A 19,119-nucleotide genomic window follows, 5' to 3' on the forward strand; every position below is an offset into this window, starting at 1 on the left:
TGTGCACGGCGCGTAGGCTGCGGCCATGCCGTCCACCGCCCGCAAGGCCCGCACCTACGACCCCGCCAGGACCCGCGCGGCGCTCACCGCCCAGGTCGAACATGTCCTGGACGCCGTCCGTGGACTGACGGCAGATCAGCTGGCCGCGCCCGCCGGGCTTCCGGGGTGGGACGTGCACACGCTGGTGGTGCACATCGCCCGGCAGGTGGAAGCCGTCGCCCGGGTGGTGACCGCGCCCGCCCCGGCCAAGGCGGACCTCGACCTCACCACGTGGGCGCGCTCCACGGCGCGCATCGCCGGCCCGCTGGACGCCGACACCCGCGAGGCCGCCGCGGGGACCGCCGACGCCGCCGCCCGCCTGGAGGAGGCCGCCCGCGGCCTCGCCGGGGTGCTGGACGAGGCGGTGGCGCCCGAGCGCCTGGTGGCGATCACGCTCGGCGCGATGCGGTCCACGGACTTCCTGGTGACCCGGCTCGTCGAGCTGGTCGTCCACAGCGACGACCTCGCCGCGGCGACGGGTGTGCCCGTCCCCCTGGAGCGCCACGCCGTCGCCGCCGTCGTACGGCTCCTCGCGGACACCCTCGCCGTCACGGTTCCCGGCAATTCCGTCGAGGTCCGCGTCCCGCCGTACGCGGCCGTGCAGTGCGTGCCCGGGCCCCGCCACACCCGGGGCACCCCGCCCAACGTCGTCGAGACGGACCCGCTCACCTGGATCCGTCTCGCCACCGGGCGCACGTCCTGGGCCGACGCCCTGGCCTCCGCCACGGTCTCCGCCAGCGGCGATCGCGCCGACCTCGCCCCGTACCTCCCCCTGCTGGGCTGAGGCGGTCCCGGCGTCCGCATAATGCGCCGGTGACCTCGACGACCGCCCCGGCCGGCATGCCGGCCCGCCCCTGGCTCTCCGCCGACGCCCGCCGCTGGGCCGCGGTGCGGCCTCCGGGCTGGGCGCGCCCGCGGTGGTGCGCCCCGGTGCTGGTGGTGGCGGTCCTCGCGGCGGTCGTCCCGGTCGGCTGGGACCCTCCGTGCACGGCGGCCGCCCCCTGCGGGCCGATGTGGCTGTACGCGATCGGCGCGGTCGGTTTCCTGGTCCACGCGGTGTGGCTGTTCGTGCTGCCCGAGGCGGCGCTGGTGTCGGCGCCATTGCTGCTGCTGTGGATGACCGATCCCGCTTTCCTGGCCGACGGCGATGCCGGGCGGGTGGCGGACGCCGCGGTGCTGGTCGCGCTGTGCTGGGGATGGGCGGCCGCGGTTGCGCGGCTGCGGGTGCGCCGCCGCCAGCGGGCCCTGGCCCTGGAGGCGGCGGGGGGAGTCGCGCTCCCGGTGCCGGAGCGGGCCGCGCCGGTGCGACGGGGCGTGCTCCGGATCGCCGTCGGCCTGGCGGCGCTGGTGATCGCTGCGGTGGCCGCGGTGATCGCCGTGTCCGGGGACCGGGCGGACCGGGCGCACGCGGCGGCGGCCGTCCGCGCCGGGTCGGTCGTCGTCGGCAACGGTGCCGGGGACCACATCGTCGTCCGCTTCGGTGATGGCACGCGGCACCGCGTCGCGGTGACGTTCCCGGAGGACCACGACCGTGGCACCGAGGCGCCCGTACTCGTCGACGGGGGGTGGCTGCGGCTCGCCGCGGAGCCGTACGAGGACCGCACGGGCCTGCAGCTCCTGACGCTCACGGCGGGCGGCCTCGGCCTCTCCCTGCTGCTGTCGGGGGCGCTGTCTGCGCTGCGGGCCCGCGCCGTGCGCCGCGGACCCGTTTCCGTGCTCCGCGTGCTGGCGGGGCGCGACGAGGACGGCAGGACCGTCATCCGGCCGGTGGACGACGCGTCCGGCCCACCGGTGCTGGCCTACCGCGCGGCCGGACCCGGTGCGTGGGCCCGCGGCGAGGGCGTGCTCTTCGGCCTTCCGGCGGAAGGCGCGGAACTGGTGCTGGCGGCCACCACGGGCTCCGGCGACCTCCTGGTCGGTGCCACGCAGTCGCCGGCGCGGCGGTGGGTGGCGCCGTCGTCCGGGAGCGGGTCTCCCGACCATGCCGAGCACCGCCGGGAGGCGGAGGCCAGGGTCGCCGAGGCGGCCGCGGCCCTGAAGCCCGGCGCGGGCCCCGTCCATTGGCACGGCGGTGCGGGCTGCCGTACGGCGGGCGCGCTGCTCCTGGTGGGCTCGGTGGTCTTCCTGGGCTCCGGGTTCTCCGGCGGGCCCTGGTGGCGGGCATTGCTGCCGGTCCTGGGCGGCCTGTGGCTGGTCGACAAGGCGCTGTCCATGATCACCTGGCGGATCACCGCCGACGCCACCGGTCTCCGGGTCCGCCGCCACCTGCGCACCCGTCACGTGCCCTGGGCGGAGGTCACCCGTGTCGTCCGCACCTCGGACGGGGAGCTGATCGTCCGCCGCGTCGCGGGTCTGGACGACCTCCGGCTCGGCGCGGTCGCCGTTCCGGGATGGGAGCGGGTGCGGCGCCGCCCGTCCGGCGCGACGCGCGCCGCCGCCGAGCTCACCGCCATGGTCCGTGACCCCGCACTGCGCCCCTGACCAGGCTCCGGCCGGGACCACGACCAAGGTCACACGGCCAGGTGCCCCTTGGGTTTACGCGCATAGAACGCACTTTTGTCGCGTTCCCTCGTTCGGACGACACCGGAACCTGCCCTAGACTCGGTTCCGTGCCACGTGGTGACGGACGACTCAACCACGACCTGCTCCCCGGCGAGAAGGGCCCCCAGGACGCTTGCGGCGTCTTCGGTGTCTGGGCCCCCGGCGAAGAGGTCGCCAAACTCACCTATTTCGGGCTGTACGCCCTGCAGCACCGCGGACAGGAGTCCGCGGGCATCGCAGTGAGCAACGGCTCCCAAATCCTGGTCTTCAAGGACATGGGCCTGGTGTCCCAGGTCTTCGACGAGACCTCCCTCGGCTCCTTGCAGGGCCACATCGCGGTCGGGCATGCCCGTTACTCGACCACCGGCGCCTCGGTCTGGGAGAACGCCCAGCCCACCTTCCGCGCCACGGCCAACGGCTCCATCGCCCTCGGCCACAACGGGAACCTGGTCAACACCGTCGAGCTGGCCGAGATGGTCGCCGCGCTGCCCCAGGGCAACGGCCGGGCCACCAGGGTCGCCGCGACCAACGACACCGACCTGGTCACGGCGCTGCTCGCCGGGCAGGTGGACGAGGACGGCAAGCCGCTGTCCGTCGAGGACGCCGCCCGTCAGGTGCTGCCCGAGGTCAAGGGCGCCTTCAGCCTGGTCTTCATGGACGAGCACACGCTCTACGCCGCCCGTGACCCGCAGGGCATCCGCCCGCTGGTGCTGGGCCGCCTGGAGCGCGGCTGGGTCGTCGCGTCGGAGACCGCCGCGCTGGACATCGTGGGCGCGAGCTTCATCCGCGAGATCGAGCCCGGCGAGTTGATCGCCGTCGACGAGAACGGGCTGCGCGCCTCCCGCTTCGCCGACGCCCGCCCCAAGGGCTGCGTCTTCGAGTACGTGTACCTCGCCCGCCCCGACACCGACATCGCGGGCCGCAACGTCTACCTCTCCCGGGTCGAGATGGGCCGCCGGCTGGCCAAGGAGGCCCCGGTCGACGCCGATCTGGTGATACCGACCCCGGAGTCCGGCACGCCGGCCGCGGTCGGCTACGCCGAGGCGAGCGGCATCCCGTACGGCTCGGGCCTGGTGAAGAACTCGTACGTGGGCCGGACGTTCATCCAGCCCTCGCAGACCATCCGGCAGCTGGGCATCCGCCTGAAGCTCAACCCGCTCAAGGAGGTCATCCGGGGCAAGCGCCTGGTGGTCGTGGACGACTCGATCGTCCGCGGCAACACCCAGCGCGCGCTGGTCCGGATGCTCCGCGAGGCCGGCGCCGCCGAGGTCCACATCCGGATCTCCTCGCCGCCGATCAAGTGGCCGTGCTTCTTCGGCATCGACTTCGCCACCCGCGCCGAGCTGATCGCCAACGGCCTGTCGGTCGACGAGATCTGCAAGTCCCTGGACGCGGACTCGCTGTCGTACATCTCGCTCGACGCGATGGTCGAGGCGACCACGATCGCCAAGCCCAACCTCTGCCGGGCCTGCTTCGACGGCGAGTACCCGATGGAGCTGCCGGACCCCGAACTGCTCGGCAAGCACCTTCTGGAGACCGAGCTGGCCGGCGGCCCCGACGCCGCCGACGCGCTCCGTCGCCCGTAAGCATTCGACGCAAGGACACAACACAGCCATGTCCGAGAACACCGGTGCCAGCTACGCCGCGGCGGGAGTCGACATCGAGGCGGGCGACCGCGCGGTCGAGCTGATGAAGGAATGGGTGAAGAAGGCCACCCGCCCGGAGGTCGTGGGCGGTCTCGGCGGCTTCGCCGGGCTCTTCGACGCCTCCGCGCTCAAGCGTTACGAGCGGCCCCTGCTGGCCTCCGCCACCGACGGCGTGGGCACCAAGGTCGACATCGCCCGCCGCATGGGCGTCTACGACACCATCGGCCACGACCTGGTCGGCATGGTCGTCGACGACCTGGTCGTGTGCGGCGCCGAGCCGCTCTTCATGACCGACTACATCTGCGTCGGCAAGGTCTTCCCGGACCGGGTCGCGGCCATCGTCAAGGGCATCGCCGAGGGCTGCGTGCTCGCCGGCTGCGCCCTGGTCGGCGGCGAGACGGCCGAGCACCCGGGCCTGCTGGGCGAGGACGAGTTCGACGTCGCCGGGGCCGGTACGGGCGTGGTCGAGGCCGACCGGCTGCTGGGCGCGGATCGCATCCGTAAGGGTGACGTCGTGATCGCCATGGCGTCCTCCGGCCTTCACTCCAACGGGTACTCGCTCGTCCGGCACGTGCTGTTCGAGCGGGCCGGCTGGGCGCTGGACCGGGAGGTCCCGGAGTTCGGCCGGACCCTCGGCGAGGAGCTGCTGGAGCCGACCCGGATCTACTCGCTGGACTGCCTGGCGCTGACCCGTACCACCGAGGTGCACGGCTTCTCGCACGTCACCGGCGGCGGTCTGGCCAGCAACCTGGCCCGGGTCGTCCCGGACCACCTGCACGCCACGGTGGACCGCTCGACGTGGACGCCGGGCGCGGTGTTCGGCACGGTCGGCGAGCTCGGCGGCGTGGAGCGGCTGGAGCTGGAGAAGACCCTGAACATGGGCGTCGGCATGGTCGCCGTGGTGCCCGAGGGCTCGGTGGACGCGGCGCTGACCACGCTGGCCGACCGGGGCCTGGACGCCTGGGTGGCCGGCGAGGTCGTGGAGCGCGGCGAGCACGCGGAGGCCGTCGAGCTCACCGGGGACTACGCGGCCTGACCGGCGTGGGGCAGCACGAAGCCCGGTCCGGGCGGCGCCCGGACCGGGTCAGTGGTCAAGCTGGAACGGAATGTGTTGCGTCAAGCGCGACGGCGTTGTGAGGAGGACTGGGACTCGTCGTCCTCGTCGTCGTCCTCGTCGTCGCCGTAGAGATCCGCGTACCGTGCGTACGGGTCGTCTTCCAGCTCGTCGTCATCGTCGTCTTCCTGTACCTCCGGATTGACCGGCAGTGTCGACGATGCGCCCAGCTCTTCGGCCAGACGTGAAAGGTCCGTTCCGCCGCTGTTGTACTTCAGCTGGCGGGCGACCTTCGTCTGCTTGGCCTTGGCCCGGCCGCGCCCCATTGGCTCGACCCCCTCAACGGTGGGGCTCGACGGCCCCGAGTCTTGACACGCGTTCACGATGTGGAACGGGCCCTCACATGAGAGTCCCGGTCCGTAGGACTTCAACGGTACCTGCTTCCGAGGCCGCACGGTACGTCGCCCGCACGACGCGCGTCGGAGCAGGGGCCCGCGATGGCCCCGTCCTGGCTGGTCAATCGCGATTTTACCTTCTTCCGCCGCGGTCTGGCTGCCGGGGCGTGGTAACGGTCGGATGTCCAGCCTGCGGCCCTCGTCACGGAGGCCCGCCGGGAGCCGCCCCGACTCGCGAGGACGCGCGGCCACCGTACGTCGGCGGCACCCCGCGGGTGTCCGCTTTGTGATGGACGACACGCCCCCGTCCACACGCGGACGGGGGCGTGCCGGAGGGGCCGCGGCCCTGCCGCGGCCCCACGGGTCACGGGCGCAGCCAGCTCTCCGCCGGGGTGCGCTCGGCCATGCGCTGCTCGGCCAGGCGGTCGGCGGCGGCGGCCGGCGGGATGCCGTCGGCGGCGGCGCGCTCGAAGATCGCGAGCGTGGTGTCGAAGATCTTCGTCGCCTTGGCGCGGGCCCGCTCGAAGTCAAAACCGTGCAGTTCGTCCGCGACCTGGATCACGCCGCCCGCGTTCACGACGTAGTCGGGCGCGTAGAGGATCCCGCGGTCGGCCAGGTCCTTCTCGACGCCGGGGTGGGCGAGTTGGTTGTTGGCCGCGCCACAGACGATCGAGGCGGTGAGGGCCGGCACCGAGTCGTCGTCGAGGGCGCCGCCGAGCGCGCAGGGCGCGTACACGTCCAGCGGCGTCCGGACCAGGACGTCAGCGTCGGAGACGGCGGTTACCTGCGGGTGACGGGAGATGATCCGGTCGACGGCCTCGCCGCGAACATCGGTGATCACGACCTCGGCGCCGTCCTTGAGCAGGTGCTCCACCAGGTGGTGGCCGACCTTGCCGACACCGGCCACGCCGACCCTGCGGCCGCGCAGCGTGGGGTCGCCCCACTTGGCCTGGGCGGAGGCGCGCATGCCCTGGAAGACGCCCCAGGCGGTCAGGACGGAGGAGTCGCCGGCGCCGCCGTTCTCGGGCGAACGGCCGGTGGTCCACTGCGGGGCGGTGCGGGAGACCACGTCCATGTCGGCCACGTAGGTGCCGACGTCGCAGGCCGTGACGTAGCGGCCGCCGAGCGAGGCCACGAAGCGGCCGTAGGCCAGCAGCAGCTCCTCGGACTTGTCCATGTCCGGGTCGCCGATGATGACGGCCTTGCCGCCGCCGAGGTCGAGGCCGGCGAGCGCGTTCTTGTACGACATGCCGCGGGCGAGGTTGAGCGCGTCCTCGACCGCCGCTTCGTCGGAGGAGTACGCGTGGAAGCGGGTGCCGCCGAGGGCCGGGCCCAGGGCGGTGGAGTGGATCGCGATGACGGCCTTGAGGCCGCTGGCGCGGTCCTGGCACAAGACGACCTGCTCGTGACCGCCCTGCTCCGATCGGAACAGCGTGGTGACGATGCCGGGTGTCTGACGTACGTCGGTCACTGTGGTGACTCCCGAATGTCCAGAGGTCGCCCTCCGGGTGGGTGGGGGAGGGCCGGTTGGCAGAAGACTAGAACCACCCGGCCGTGAACATCTTCCCAGTGTCGTGGATCACTCCCCGTGCCGGAAGCGACGTGGGACGATGCCAGGGCGGAAGCCGTCACGAGGGAGCGGGTGTGGGCTTGTCATCGGTGCTGGTCCCGTACGCGGCGTATCTGCGGGTGTACGAGCCGCTGGCGGCCTTCCCGGAGCCCGATCGCGGCTACTGGTACCGATATGCCGCCCAGGGCGCTCAGCGGTCCGCACAGGACGAACTGCGCCAGTCGCTGGCCGGTCTGCTGTCCGTGCCGCCCGTCGCCGTCCCGGTCCGCGAGAGCGGGGACGGGTTCGTCGCCGTCGTGGACGGCGTGACCCACGTCTGTCCCTGGCGCACCCGGCTGCGCGGCTGGCTGGCCCTGTCCGAACTGGTCGAGGAGTTCCCCGCCCCCGTGGTGGACGCCGTGCTGCCGCCGGTCGTGCGTGAGCAGGCGGAGGCCGACTTCACGGCGTGGCGGGCGGAGAAGCCCGAGAACGCCGACGCCCGGCCCTGGATCCGCGGGGCGACGTGGCACGTCCCGGTGCGCTGGTTCGTGCTGTTCGACGATTCCGAGCGTGAGTACGAACCCGCGGGCGCGGGCGAGTCCAAGCAGCCGGTGATGCGTTACCGGACCCCCATGGTGCAGGCCCGCCGGCGGACGGCCCGGGCGCTGCGGGTGCTCAAGGATTCACTCGAAGAGGGACCCCTGATCGACGGCCTGGTAGATGTAGGGCGTTGGCTCGAGGAGTTCCACCCGCGCTCCTTGGTCGAACTCGACTACGGCGGGCTCGTCCACGCCATCGCCCCGGACTCCCTCGCGGGGGACCGGTCCGCCGCCGACGTGGCGGAGGCGCTGGCCGCGCTGCGGGACGGGGACGGCACCCGGGCCGGCGAGGCGTACGAGCGGCTCAGCGACCGTTGGCGGGCCGTCAGGGAACTGCTGTACGCGAGTTGAGGGTCCGTCGGGAACCGGTTGTGGGGGAGGGACTTTGGTCCTGAGTCCGGCCGACCGGTACCTTTGGCCTAAGCGTGACCTAAAGCACGTTTAGGGGTCTTGCCCTCATCCCCACCCCCCATGACAATATGGGACATCGGGTCCGGAAGGACCTCTTTCCACTCGCTCTGGGTGGAATGTCCGGGATTGCATCCCCTTGAGGTGGGGCTGTGGCTCGTGGGTTGGCTGTGACTGATCGTCACTCAAGCGTGACTGTCCGTTATGGCCCGGTCCATCGGCTTCCGTCGAGCTTAGACACCTCAGAGGGCAAATCCATCGGTTTGGCCGACACGGCTGGACAGATGGTGTAGTTGTAGTGCCAAGGACAAGCCGTTCGTCCTATTACCGACTCGGCCCGCGTCCGCCATTTCGGGCAACGCGGGTCAAGGTGCAGAATTTAGAGGAAAGAACCGTGTTGGTTCGGTTCTCTCGAGGAGGCCGCTCATGACCGCTCGCACCCCTGATGCCGAGCCGCTGCTGACCCCCGCTGAGGTTGCCACGATGTTCCGCGTGGACCCGAAGACGGTCACGCGCTGGGCCAAGGCTGGCAAGCTCACGTCCATCCGCACGCTCGGCGGGCACCGCCGCTACCGCGAGGCGGAGGTCCGTGCACTGCTCGCGGGCATTCCGCAGCAGCGCAGCGAGGCCTGACCTGAACAAACGGGCGTCCACGCGGGGCCCCCAACCCGCCGCAACGCCCGCTCCGAAGGGTCCCTGCCCCCATCAGGGACACCCGTAGGAACGTTGATCGCACCGGAGTCCGCCGGCTCCGGTGCGATCTTTTTTGTGCGTGTGATGTGTCCGTCTTGTGAGGACTGGGCCCTCTGTCATGAGTGCAATTGCACATATTAAATTGACGGTGCCACAGGAGCCCCCAAGTTCCCTCAGAGCCGGAACTCTTCACGTGACTCCCGTCACATGCCGGAGTCTTGTTCCCCTCCGGACTCGTGCGGTAGTGGGACGGCGGTGCGCCGCAGTGCCAGCCGCATCAGCCGGTGGCACACCGGACAGTGCCGGGTCAGGTGCCGCCGTCCGCCCCCCGCCGCGGCCGCCAGGTGCGCGCGCAGCAGCGCCCGCGTCACGTCCCGGGGCGGCGGGCCCGGTTCCCTCGGCGTCGCGCTCATGTGCCAGGCGTACCACGCGGGAACGGCCGGAACCAGGGGACCCGCACCCTCCGCAACCGCGTCCCGGCCACGGCGTCCACCCCGCGCACAGCAAGAAGGCCCGCGTCCTTCGCTGGACGCGGGCCTTGCTTTCACTGCGGTCCTGACGGGATTTGAACCCGCGGCCTCCACCTTGACAGGGTGGCGAGCACTCCAAACTGCTCCACAGGACCAGGTTTCGCGGCCGTCGTTCCCTGGCCGCGAGGAAGACTGTACAGCAGGTCAGAGGGTGATTGCGAACCCGATCAGCCCCAGGCTTCGTCGAGGGCCTTGAAGATGCGTTTGTCCGAGACGGGGAACGCCGTCCCGAGGGCGTGCGCGAAGTAGCTGACCCGCAGTTCCTCGATCATCCACCGGATGTCGCGCACCCGTTCGGGGACCGGGCGCCCGGCCGGCTGGGCGGCCAGCAGCTCGGCGTACTCGGTCTGGATCTCGCGGACCTTCTCCATGCGCGTGGTGTCGCGCTGGACGCCCGTGGGCATCTGCTGCAGCCGCCGGTCGACGGCCACCAGGTAGCGGAGCAGGTCCGGCAGCCGGCGCACCCCCGTGGCGGTCACGAAACCGGGCCCCACGAGGCCTCCCAGCTGTTCCTTGACGTCCGCGAGGTTGGCCACCAGGGCGAGGCTCTGGGCGGCCTTCAGGCGGCGCTCACAGGCCTGCCAGGCGGCCAGCACCTGGCGCACCTGGGCGACCGTCCTGACGGTCAGCTCGACGAGGTCGGCGCGCACCGAGTCGTACAGCTTCCGGAAGGACTCCTCGTCCCAGGCCGGGCCGCCGTGCTCGGCCATGAGCCGGTCGGCGGCCGCGGTGACGCAGTCGTCGAACAGGGCGGTCACCGAGCCGTGCGGGCTGCGCGCCAGCGCGAGCTTGTCCTGGTTGGACAGCCGGTCCGCGGCGAACTTCGCAGGGTTCGTGGGCACGTTCAGCAGGATCAGCCGGCGGGTGCCGCGCCACATCGCCGCGGCCTGCTCGGCCTCGGTGTCGAAGAGCTGCACGCCCACGCTCTCGCCCTCGTCGACCAGCGCCGGGTACGCCTTGACCGGCTGCCCGGACCGCCGCGTCTCGAAGGTGCGCGGCAGGGCGCCCACCGTCCACTGCTTCAGGCCCGTGCGCCGCTCGATGCCGATGGAGCCCGCGGCGTCGAAGGCCTTGCTGATCGCGGCCTTGGTCTTCGGCCGCAACTGCAGCTTGAGCGCCTCGAGGTCCTTGTCCTCGGCCAGCTTGCGGCGGCGCTCGTCGGTCACCCGGAAGGTGATCTTCAGATGGTCCGGGACCTTGGCGAGGTCGAAGTCCTCGGCGGTGACGGGCACGCCCACCATCCGCTGCAGCTCCCGCGCGAGGGTCTCGGGGAGGGGGTCCTGCACGGGGACGACGCGGTCCAGGAAGGCCTTCGCGTAGTTCGGCGCCGGCACGTAGTGGCGGCGGACCGCCTTGGGCAGCGAGCGGATCAGCTCGGTGACGACCTCCTCGCGCAGGCCCGGGATCTGCCAGTCGAAGCCGTCCGGGGTGACCTGGTTGAGCACCTGCAGCGGGACGTGGACGGTCACGCCGTCCGCGTCCGCGCCCGGCTCGAACTGGTACGTCACACGGAACTTGAGCTTCCCCTGGCGCCAGGAGTCGGGGTAGTCGTCCTTGGTGACGGCCTCGGCGTTCTCGTTGATCAGCATGGAGTGCTCGAAGTTGAGCAGCTCCGGCTCCTCGCGGCGGCTGTGCTTCCACCACGAGTCGAAGTGCGCGCCCGACACCACGTGTTCGGGCACCAGGCGGTCGTAGAAGTCGAAGAGCGTCTCGTCGTCGACGAGGATGTCGCGGCGCCGCGCCCGGTGCTCCAGCTCCTCCACCTCGGCCAGCAGCTTGCGGTTGTCGTGGAAGAACTGGTGGTGGGTGCGCCAGTCGCCCTCGACGAGCGCGTTGCGGATGAACAGCTCGCGGCTGGTCTCCGGGTCGATCTTCCCGTAGTTGACCTTGCGGTCGGCGATGATCGGCACGCCGTACAGCGTCACCTTCTCCAGGGCCACGACCGCCGCCTGGTCCTTCTCCCAGTGCGGTTCGCTGTAGGACCGCTTCACCAGGTGCTGGGCGAGCGGCTCGATCCACTCCGGCTCGATGCGGGCGTTGACCCGCGCCCACAGCCGCGAGGTCTCCACCAGTTCGGCCGACATGATCCACCGCGGCGGCTTCTTGAAGAGCGAGGAGCCGGGGAAGACCGCGAACTTGGCGCTGCGGGCGCCCAGGTACTCGTTCTTGCTGTCGGTGTCCTTCAGCCCGACGTGCGACAACAGGCCCGCCAGCAGGGACTGGTGGACGTGCTGGGCGTTGACCTCGTGGTCGCCCTCGGCGAGGTGGATGCCCATCGTCTTGGCGACCGTGCGCAGCTGGCTGTAGATGTCCTGCCACTCGCGGATGCGCAGGTAGTTGAGGTACTCGGTGCGGCACATCCGGCGGAAGGCGGAGGAGGACAGCGCCTTCTGCTGCTCGCGCACGTACCGCCACAGGTTGAGCAGCGCCATGAAGTCGCTGGTCTCGTCGGCGAAGCGGCGGTGCTTCTCGTCGGCCTGCTGCTGCTTGTCCTGGGGGCGTTCGCGCGGGTCCTGGATCGACAGGGCGGCCGCGATCACCATGACCTCGCGGACCACGCCGTTGCGCTCCGCCTCCAGCACCATGCGGGCCAGCCGCGGGTCCACCGGCAGCTGGGAGAGCTTGCGGCCGGTCTGCGTGAGCTTCTGCCCGTCGAGCGCGCCGAGCTCCTGCAGCAACTGGACGCCGTCCTTGATGTTCCGGGCGTCCGGCGGGTCGATGAAGGGGAAGCGGGCGATGTCGCCGAGGCCGGCCGCGGTCATCTGCAGGATGACGGAGGCCAGGTTGGTGCGGAGGATCTCGGCGTCGGTGAACTCCGGGCGGGACAGGAAGTCGTCCTCGGAGTACAGCCGGACGCAGATGCCGTCCGCCAGGCGGCCGCAGCGGCCCTTGCGCTGGTTGGCGCTGGCCTGGCTGATCGGCTCGATGGGCAGCCGCTGCACCTTGGTGCGGTGGCTGTAGCGGGAGATGCGGGCGACGCCCGTGTCGATCACGTACCGGATGCCGGGGACGGTGAGCGAGGTCTCCGCGACGTTGGTGGCCAGCACGATGCGGCGGCCCGTGCCGCGCTGGAACACCTTGTGCTGCTCGGCGGAGGACAGCCGCGCGTACAGCGGCAGGACCTCGGTGAAGCGCAGCTGCCTCTTGTTCAGGGCGTCGGCGGTGTCGCGGATCTCCCGCTCGCCGGAGAGGAAGACCAGGATGTCGCCCGGGCCCTCGGCCTGGAGCTCGTCGACCGCGTCGCAGATCGCGGTGATCTGGTCGCGGTCGGCCTCGTCGGCTTCGCCGCCCCCTTCGGCCAGCAGCGGCCGGTACCGCACCTCGACCGGATACGTACGCCCGCTGACCTCGACGATCGGCGCGTCGCCGAAGTGCCGGGAGAAGCGCTCGGGGTCGATCGTCGCGGAGGTGATCACGACCTTGAGGTCGGGCCGGCGGGGCAGCAGCTGGGCGAGGTAGCCCAGGATGAAGTCGATGTTGAGGCTGCGCTCGTGGGCCTCGTCGATGATGATCGTGTCGTACTGGAGGAGGTCCCGGTCCGTCTGGATCTCGGCCAGCATGATGCCGTCCGTCATCAGCTTGACCAGCGTGCCGTCGCCGACCTGGTCGGTGAACCGGACCTTCCAGCCGACCGCCCCGCCCAGCGGGGTGCGCAGCTCCTCCGCCACGCGCTCGGCGACCGTGCGGGCGGCGATGCGGCGGGGCTGGGTGTGACCGATCAGGCCGCGGACGCCGCGGCCCAGCTCCAGGCAGATCTTGGGGATCTGCGTCGTCTTGCCGGAGCCGGTCTCGCCCGCCACGATCACGACCTGGTGGTCGCGGATCGCCTCGAGGATGTCGTCCTTCTTCTGGCTGACCGGCAGCTGCTCGGGGTAGCTGATCGCGGGTATGGCCGTGCGCCGCGCGTCGGCCTTCAGCGCGGCCTTGTCGATCTCCGCCCCGATCTCGGTCAGCACGGCCGAGCGGGCCTCGGGCTTGCGGATGCGGCGTGCGCCTTCCAGGCGACGGCCGAGGCGCTGCGCGTCGCGCAGGGTGAGCTCGGCCAGCCGTGTGCCGAGCTCGCCGAATGCGGGGGAGGGGGGCTGCGTAGACATACGCGTTCCAGCATCGCATCCGCCGCGCCCCCCGGGCGAACGCATTACCCCGGCGATCCCCGCCCCGGAGGACCGCCCCGGCAGCCCGGTGGGCATCGGCGGTGCGGGTGGTGCTCGCGACGACACCGGCACGGCCGGCGTGACTCCCCGTTGCGTGGGGTCGGTTGCGGGGCCCGCCGCGAGGGCCGGCCGCCGGGAACACGAAACCCCCGCCGAGGATCTCGACGGGGGTTGCTGGTGGCTGGGGCCGGGGTCGAACCGGCGACCTATCGCTTTTCAGGCGATCGCTCGTACCAACTGAGCTACCCAGCCAGCGCGGTCCTGACGGGATTTGAACCCGCGGCCTCCACCTTGACAGGGTGGCGAGCACTCCAAACTGCTCCACAGGACCTTGCTATGCGCTCTGCGCGAGAGACAGTCTCCCACACGTTTGTGCGTGCTCCCAACGGGATTCCGCCGCGCTCTGCGAGGAACGGATCGCCGGTGGACGGCTTCCGGTCGGTGATTCTCGGTGACCGGTCGGACACGCACTGGCGGGCCGATCTCGCTGGACCAGCGTATCAGACCCCGGGCGGTGCCACGCACGCGTGACCTGCGGGCCTGCGAGGGGGAAGCACCGGTTCCGGCCCGGAAAACACGGAAGGCAGTGCCGCCGGTGAACCGGCCGCACTGCCAACGCGCATGGTCTGCGGGACGACGCAGACGACGTATGTGCCCCCAACGGGATTCGAACCCGTGCTACCGCCTTGAAAGGGCGGCGTCCTGGGCCACTAGACGATGAGGGCTGGGTGGCCCGCCGGGCGAATCTTCGGCCGTCGGGACGCGTCAGCAGGATATGGGATGCGAGGGGGGATCGCCAAAACGGTTTACGGGCCGGTTCACGGGCTGCTCGTCGCCGTGGCGGAGGGCGTCCCGGAGGGGGAGGAGGAGGGGGACGGGGCGCGGCCCGGCTCCACCTCCTCCGGGAGGTGGCGGGAGACCTCGGCGGTGGACAGCCCGAGCCCGCCGAGGGTGATCTCGTCCCAGGCCTGGAGGGCGTGGGTGTCCCGGTCCAGGTAGAGCACGGAGGCCTCCACCTTCTGGGGGGTGTCGCCCTCGACGGCGCGCAGTCCGCCGCCGCCGGTCGTGCCCTGCACCATCAGCCGGCTGCCGTGTTCGAGGACGTCGACGTCCCGGGTGTGGGTGTGCCCGGAGAGGATCAGCGGGACGGTGCCGTCCGTCTGGGCGGCGGCGATCGGGTTGTGGGCGACGGCGATGTCGACCTTGGCGCCCGTGGCGTTCTGCCGTCGGATGGCGTCGGCCAGTTCCTGCCCGGCCACCCGTTCCGACGGGTCGCCGGCCGCCTCGACCGAGCGGTCCGGGGTGAACTGCGGGTCGCCGATGCCGGCGATGCGCAGCCCCTTGACGACCACGGACCGGCCGTCGTCGACCACGTACGCGTTGGCGCGGGCCGCGACCGCGCGCTGGCTGTCCATGGAGTCGTGGTTGCCGCGGACGAAGACGTAGGGCGCGCCGAGGTCGGGGATGGCGGAGGTGAAGCCGTTCTCGGCGGTGGTGCCGTGGTCCATCAGGTCGCCGGTGTCGACGATCACGTCGATCTTGTACTCGGCGACGACGGACTCGATGATCTGCCAGGCCGCCGGGTTGAGGTGGATGTCCGAGACGTGCAGCACGCGCAGCGTGGTCGGGTCGGGGTTGTACGCGGGCAGCGTGGACGTCGCGTCGTACAGCCGGGTCATGTTGGTCACCAGGCGGGCGAGTTCCTGCTGGTAGATGTCGAAGTCGCTGACGATGCTGCGCGCGTTGCCGACCACCGAGGGGGCACTGCTCAGCAGCCCGGAGAACCGGGGCTCCAGGACGCTGCGCGGGTTCCAGGTGCCGTACGCGGTGCCGGCGCAGGCCACCAGCACAGCGAGGGAGAGCCCGCCCGCGGCGAGGGCGCGGCGGGGCCTGCGGTAGACGGCCAGGCCGAGGGCGGTGGCCCCGGTCAGCGCGGCCACCGAGGACCGCAGCGCGAGCTCGGTCGTGCTGTGCTCGACGTCGGCGGCGACCTCGCTCTGCAGCCCGCTGATCCGCTCCGGGTGCCGTACGAGGGTCCGGGCCCGGTCGGGGTCGAGGGTGTCGACGTCCACGACCAGACGCAGCGGGCCGTCGTGGCTGTCCAGCTGGAGGGAGCCCAGCGGGGAGATGTTGACCTTGGTGTCCCCGGTCCAGGACGGGTGCAGCGACATCCGGGTGTTCATCGGGCCGACCGGTTCCTCGATGCTGCCGAGCACCACCAGGCCGAGCCAGCCGCCCACCAGCGTCACCGCGAGCAGCCCGAGCGCGCCCAGGTAGGGGCGGGCCGGGGGGACGGGGAGCGAGGGGGCGGGCGGTTCTGCGGTGCGGCGGCGACGCCACAGGTCACGGATACGGGGCACACGAGAGCGAACACGGACCATTGCCGACGTATGCCCCCGGCGCTCGCGGGCCATGCGCCGCCGGACGGACGTCCCCCGCGCCCGCGGGGGGCCACCGGGGCTCAGCCCCAGCCGAGTTCGTGCAGGCGTTCGTCCTCGATGCCGAAGTGGTGCGCCACCTCGTGGACGACGGTCGTGGCGACCTCGTGCACGATCTCCTCCTTCGTGCCGCACATGCGCAGGGTCGGGCCGCGGTAGATCGTGATCCGGTCCGGCAGGACGCCCGCGTACCACTCCCCGCGCTCGGTCAGCGGCGTCCCCTCGTACAGGCCCAGCAGCTCCGGATCGGCGGGGTCGGGCTCGTCCTCGACGAACACCGCCACGTTGTCCATGACGCGGGTCAGCTCGGGCGGGATCCGGTCGAGCGCGTCGCTGACCAGTTCCTCGAACGCTTCGCGTGACATCTCCAGCACACCGCCATTGTCCGGGACGGACGGCCGTTCGGGCAGCGTCCGGCGCGGATTGCGGTACCGGGGCGTGCCAAGGGGGCGCCGGGTGGGAGCCGTTCGGTGACCCGCGCGGGGGCGGGCCGGTCGCCGCGGGGGCGCGCTCCCGCCCGCAGGGGCGTGTCCCCGAGGGCCGTGGGCCCGTTGGGCAGCGCGGAACCCGATCCCGCCACGCCCCCGCCGGACCCACCGGACCCACCGGTCCCGCCAGATCCACCAGAGGTGCCTCCGTGACCCCTGCCACCGCCCGCGCGCGTACGGCGGCCGTGCTGCTCCTGCCCGTGCTCGCCCTGGGCTCCGTGACCGGCTGCGTGAGCGTGGGCGGCGCGGGCGGCGACGCCCACCCGAAGGGCGCGTCCTCCGGTGTCGCCGGGGAGGCCGGCGGTGCCGGGGGGACCTGGGAGGACGGCGGGATGGTGATGCCCGGCGGCCCGGGCGGGGTGGAGGGGCGGCCCGGGGCCCTCGCGCCCGGTGCCGGCTCGCCCTCGGTGTCGGCGGAGGAGTCGGTGCCCGGGCCGACCCAGGGCCCGGACCGCTCCCACAGCGGGAAGCCGTCGGTGCGGCCCTCGTCCTCGGGGCGGCCCTCGCAGTCCTCGCCCCCGTCGGACCGGCCGTCGACGACGTCCTCGCCGGGAGACAGCTCGCCGCCGCCGTCCGGGGGCGGCGAGTCGCCCGAGCCGTCGCCGTCCAGCGCGCCCTCGGTGAACGGCGCCACATGAGGAACGGGAGGGGCCGAGAGGACCGAATTGGCCAAAGCGGTCTCGTATGCGTATGCTGGTAGATCGTTTGATCCCATTGCCCGGCGCCGAACCGAAGCGCGCCGCGTTGGCGCGTTCCTTTTCTCCTGTGGCTGACCGCATCGAGGCGGTTGTAAGCAACCTCCGGAGCTGGCGCGTGCCGAAATCTCCGAGAGGTTTTAGCTTCAGCATGTCTATTGACACTGCCGACCGTTCCGCCATGCCCATCGACACCGACGGCACCGACGAGGCCGTCATCGAGGAGCAGACCGCTCCCGAAACCCCCAGCGTGACCTTCGGCGACCTCGGCCTGCCCGAGGGGATCGTCCGCAAGCTGGCGCAGAACGGGGTCACCACCCCCTTCCCGATCCAGGCGGCGACGATCCCCGACGCCCTGGCCGGCAGCGACATCCTCGGCCGCGGCCGTACCGGCTCCGGCAAGACCCTCTCCTTCGGTCTGCCGCTGCTCACCTCCCTGTCCGAGGGCCGCACCGAGCGCAAGCGTCCGCGCGGTGTGATCCTCACCCCGACCCGTGAGCTGGCGATGCAGGTCGCGGACGCGCTGCAGCCGTACGGCGACGTGCTCGGCCTGAAGATGAAGGTCGTCTGCGGCGGCACCTCGATGCAGAACCAGATCTACGCCCTGGAGCGCGGCGTCGACATCCTCGTCGCCACCCCGGGCCGGCTGCGCGACCTGATCGAGCGCGGCGCCTGCGCGCTGGACCAGGTGCAGATCGCCGTCCTCGACGAGGCCGACCAGATGGCCGACATGGGCTTCCTGCCCGAGGTCACCGAGATCCTCGACCTGGTCCCGGCCGGCGGCCAGCGGCTGCTGTTCTCCGCCACGCTGGAGAACGAGATCGACACCCTGGTCAAGCGGTACCTGAAGGACCCGATCACGCACGAGGTCGACCCCTCGGCCGGCGCGGTCACCACGATGACCCACCACGTCCTGGTCGTGAAGCCCAAGGACAAGGCCCCGGTCACCGCCGCCATCGCCGCCCGCAAGGGCCGCACCATCATCTTCGTCCGCACCCAGATGGGTGCCGACCGCGTCGCCGAGCAGCTGCGCGACGCGGGCGTCAAGGCCGACGCCCTGCACGGCGGCATGACCCAGGGCGCCCGCACCCGCACCCTGGCGGACTTCAAGGACGGTTACGTCAACGTCCTCGTCGCCACCGACGTCGCGGCCCGCGGCATCCACGTGGACGGCATCGACCTGGTCCTCAACGTGGACCCGGCCGGCGACCACAAGGACTACCTGCACCGCTCGGGCCGTACCGCCCGCGCCGGCCAGTCCGGCACGGTCGTCTCGCTCGCCCTGCCGCACCAGCGCAAGCAGATCTTCCGGCTGATGGAGGACGCGGGCGTCGACGCCTCGCGCCACGTCGTCGGCGGGGCCGGGGCGTTCGACGAGGACGTGGCCCAGATCACCGGCGCCCGGTCGCTGACCGAGGTGCAGGCGGACGCGGCGGGCAACGCCGCCCAGCAGGCCGAGCGTGAGGTCGCCGACCTCGTCAAGTCCCTGGAGCGCGCGCAGCGGCGGGCCGCCGAACTCCGCGAGGAGGCCGACCGCCTCACCGCCCGTGCCGCCCGTGAGCGCGGCGAGGACCCGGAGGCCGCCGTGGCCGCCGCCCAGGCCGAGGCCGCCGAGGCGGTCGCCGCCGCGGCGAGCGTCCCCGCCCCGGCCGCGGAGACGTCCGCGCCGGAGCAGCGCACGTTCCAGCGCCGTGACGACCGTGGCAACTACGAGCGCCGCCGCGACGACCGTCGTGACGACCGCCCGTCGTTCCGCGACCGGGACCGCGGTGACCGCGGTGACCGCGGGTACGAGCGTCGTGACGAGCGTCCGTCGTTCAACCGCGAGCGTCGTGACGAGCGTCCGTCGTTCAACCGGGACCGTCGTGACGAGCGTCCGTCGTTCAACCG

14 protein-coding genes and 4 tRNA genes are annotated in these 19,119 nt (G+C 72.0%); 8 read left to right on the top strand and 10 right to left on the bottom strand.

Features of this window, described 5'->3' with window-relative positions; translation table 11 throughout:
- The first annotated feature begins 25 nt into the window (after positions 1-25).
- The 4 genes from ACFV3E_RS04765 (at position 26) to purM (ending at position 5,262) form a co-directional block, all read left to right on the top strand.
- Positions 26-823 carry a maleylpyruvate isomerase family mycothiol-dependent enzyme gene (locus tag ACFV3E_RS04765; RefSeq protein WP_500533376.1) on the top strand — a complete coding sequence of 266 codons (798 nt, stop codon included), beginning with the start codon at positions 26-28 and terminating at the stop codon, positions 821-823.
- Positions 824-852: 29 nt separating this feature from the next.
- Positions 853-2,520: a hypothetical protein gene (locus ACFV3E_RS04770; protein WP_500533377.1), complete on the top strand. Its 1,668-nt coding sequence runs from the start codon at positions 853-855 to the stop codon at positions 2,518-2,520.
- A gap of 128 nt (positions 2,521-2,648) precedes the next feature.
- On the top strand, positions 2,649-4,166 hold the full coding sequence (gene purF / locus ACFV3E_RS04775) for an amidophosphoribosyltransferase (protein ID WP_500368349.1): 1,518 nt from the start codon (positions 2,649-2,651) through the stop codon (positions 4,164-4,166).
- A gap of 28 nt (positions 4,167-4,194) precedes the next feature.
- Entirely contained in the window at positions 4,195-5,262 is a 1,068-nt protein-coding gene (gene purM / locus ACFV3E_RS04780; RefSeq protein ID WP_500533378.1) for a phosphoribosylformylglycinamidine cyclo-ligase, read from the top strand.
- A gap of 80 nt (positions 5,263-5,342) precedes the next feature.
- Here purM and ACFV3E_RS04785 read toward each other — a convergent pair whose 3' ends face one another.
- On the bottom strand, positions 5,343-5,711 hold the full coding sequence (locus ACFV3E_RS04785; RefSeq protein WP_499512619.1) for a DUF3073 domain-containing protein: 369 nt from the start codon (positions 5,709-5,711) through the stop codon (positions 5,343-5,345).
- A gap of 328 nt (positions 5,712-6,039) precedes the next feature.
- On the bottom strand, positions 6,040-7,146 hold the full coding sequence (locus ACFV3E_RS04790; RefSeq protein WP_500368353.1) for a Leu/Phe/Val dehydrogenase: 1,107 nt from the start codon (positions 7,144-7,146) through the stop codon (positions 6,040-6,042).
- Between the two features lie 173 nt (positions 7,147-7,319).
- Here ACFV3E_RS04790 and ACFV3E_RS04795 point away from each other — a divergent pair, with 173 nt between their 5' ends.
- Together ACFV3E_RS04795 and bldC are read left to right on the top strand one after the other, a co-directional pair.
- Positions 7,320-8,174, top strand: coding sequence for a DUF8083 family protein (locus tag ACFV3E_RS04795; protein WP_500533379.1), 855 nt, complete (start codon positions 7,320-7,322; stop codon positions 8,172-8,174).
- A 483-nt stretch (positions 8,175-8,657) separates the two neighbouring features.
- A complete protein-coding gene (bldC, locus tag ACFV3E_RS04800) occupies positions 8,658-8,864 on the top strand; it encodes a developmental transcriptional regulator BldC (RefSeq protein WP_003949541.1) in 207 nt (68 codons plus the stop codon).
- A 263-nt stretch (positions 8,865-9,127) separates the two neighbouring features.
- On the opposite strand, the gene ACFV3E_RS04805 is transcribed toward bldC, so the two are convergent.
- The 8 genes from ACFV3E_RS04805 to ACFV3E_RS04840 all read right to left on the bottom strand — a co-directional run bounded on the left by ACFV3E_RS04805 (position 9,128) and on the right by ACFV3E_RS04840 (position 16,420).
- Positions 9,128-9,337: a DUF6274 family protein gene (locus tag ACFV3E_RS04805; RefSeq protein WP_500368355.1), complete on the bottom strand. Its 210-nt coding sequence runs from the start codon at positions 9,335-9,337 to the stop codon at positions 9,128-9,130.
- A 137-nt stretch (positions 9,338-9,474) separates the two neighbouring features.
- Positions 9,475-9,549: transfer RNA gene (locus ACFV3E_RS04810), tRNA-Asp, on the bottom strand.
- A gap of 72 nt (positions 9,550-9,621) precedes the next feature.
- Entirely contained in the window at positions 9,622-13,548 is a 3,927-nt protein-coding gene (gene hrpA / locus ACFV3E_RS04815) for an ATP-dependent RNA helicase HrpA (protein WP_500533380.1), read from the bottom strand.
- A 235-nt stretch (positions 13,549-13,783) separates the two neighbouring features.
- Positions 13,784-13,860: transfer RNA gene (locus tag ACFV3E_RS04820), tRNA-Phe, on the bottom strand.
- A 4-nt stretch (positions 13,861-13,864) separates the two neighbouring features.
- Positions 13,865-13,939: transfer RNA gene (locus ACFV3E_RS04825), tRNA-Asp, on the bottom strand.
- Positions 13,940-14,260: 321 nt separating this feature from the next.
- Positions 14,261-14,333: transfer RNA gene (locus tag ACFV3E_RS04830), tRNA-Glu, on the bottom strand.
- Between the two features lie 93 nt (positions 14,334-14,426).
- Positions 14,427-16,022 (bottom strand): metallophosphoesterase family protein, encoded by a 1,596-nt coding sequence (locus ACFV3E_RS04835; RefSeq protein WP_500533381.1) that lies wholly within the window; start codon positions 16,020-16,022, stop codon positions 14,427-14,429.
- Positions 16,023-16,069: 47 nt separating this feature from the next.
- The gene (locus ACFV3E_RS04840; protein ID WP_499512613.1) at positions 16,070-16,420 is read right to left on the bottom strand and encodes a metallopeptidase family protein; all 351 of its coding nucleotides are present in this window, start codon (positions 16,418-16,420) and stop codon (positions 16,070-16,072) included.
- Between the two features lie 263 nt (positions 16,421-16,683).
- Between ACFV3E_RS04840 and ACFV3E_RS04845 the strand changes: the two genes are divergently transcribed.
- Positions 16,684-17,172: a hypothetical protein gene (locus tag ACFV3E_RS04845; RefSeq protein ID WP_500533382.1), complete on the top strand. Its 489-nt coding sequence runs from the start codon at positions 16,684-16,686 to the stop codon at positions 17,170-17,172.
- Positions 17,173-17,380: 208 nt separating this feature from the next.
- Positions 17,381-19,119, top strand: a 1,739-nt coding sequence (locus ACFV3E_RS04850) for a DEAD/DEAH box helicase (protein WP_500533383.1), incomplete at its 3' end; no start/stop codon positions are given.

This window comes from Streptomyces sp. NPDC059718 (assembly GCF_042733315.1).
In the GTDB taxonomy this organism is placed as follows: domain Bacteria; phylum Actinomycetota; class Actinomycetes; order Streptomycetales; family Streptomycetaceae; genus Actinacidiphila.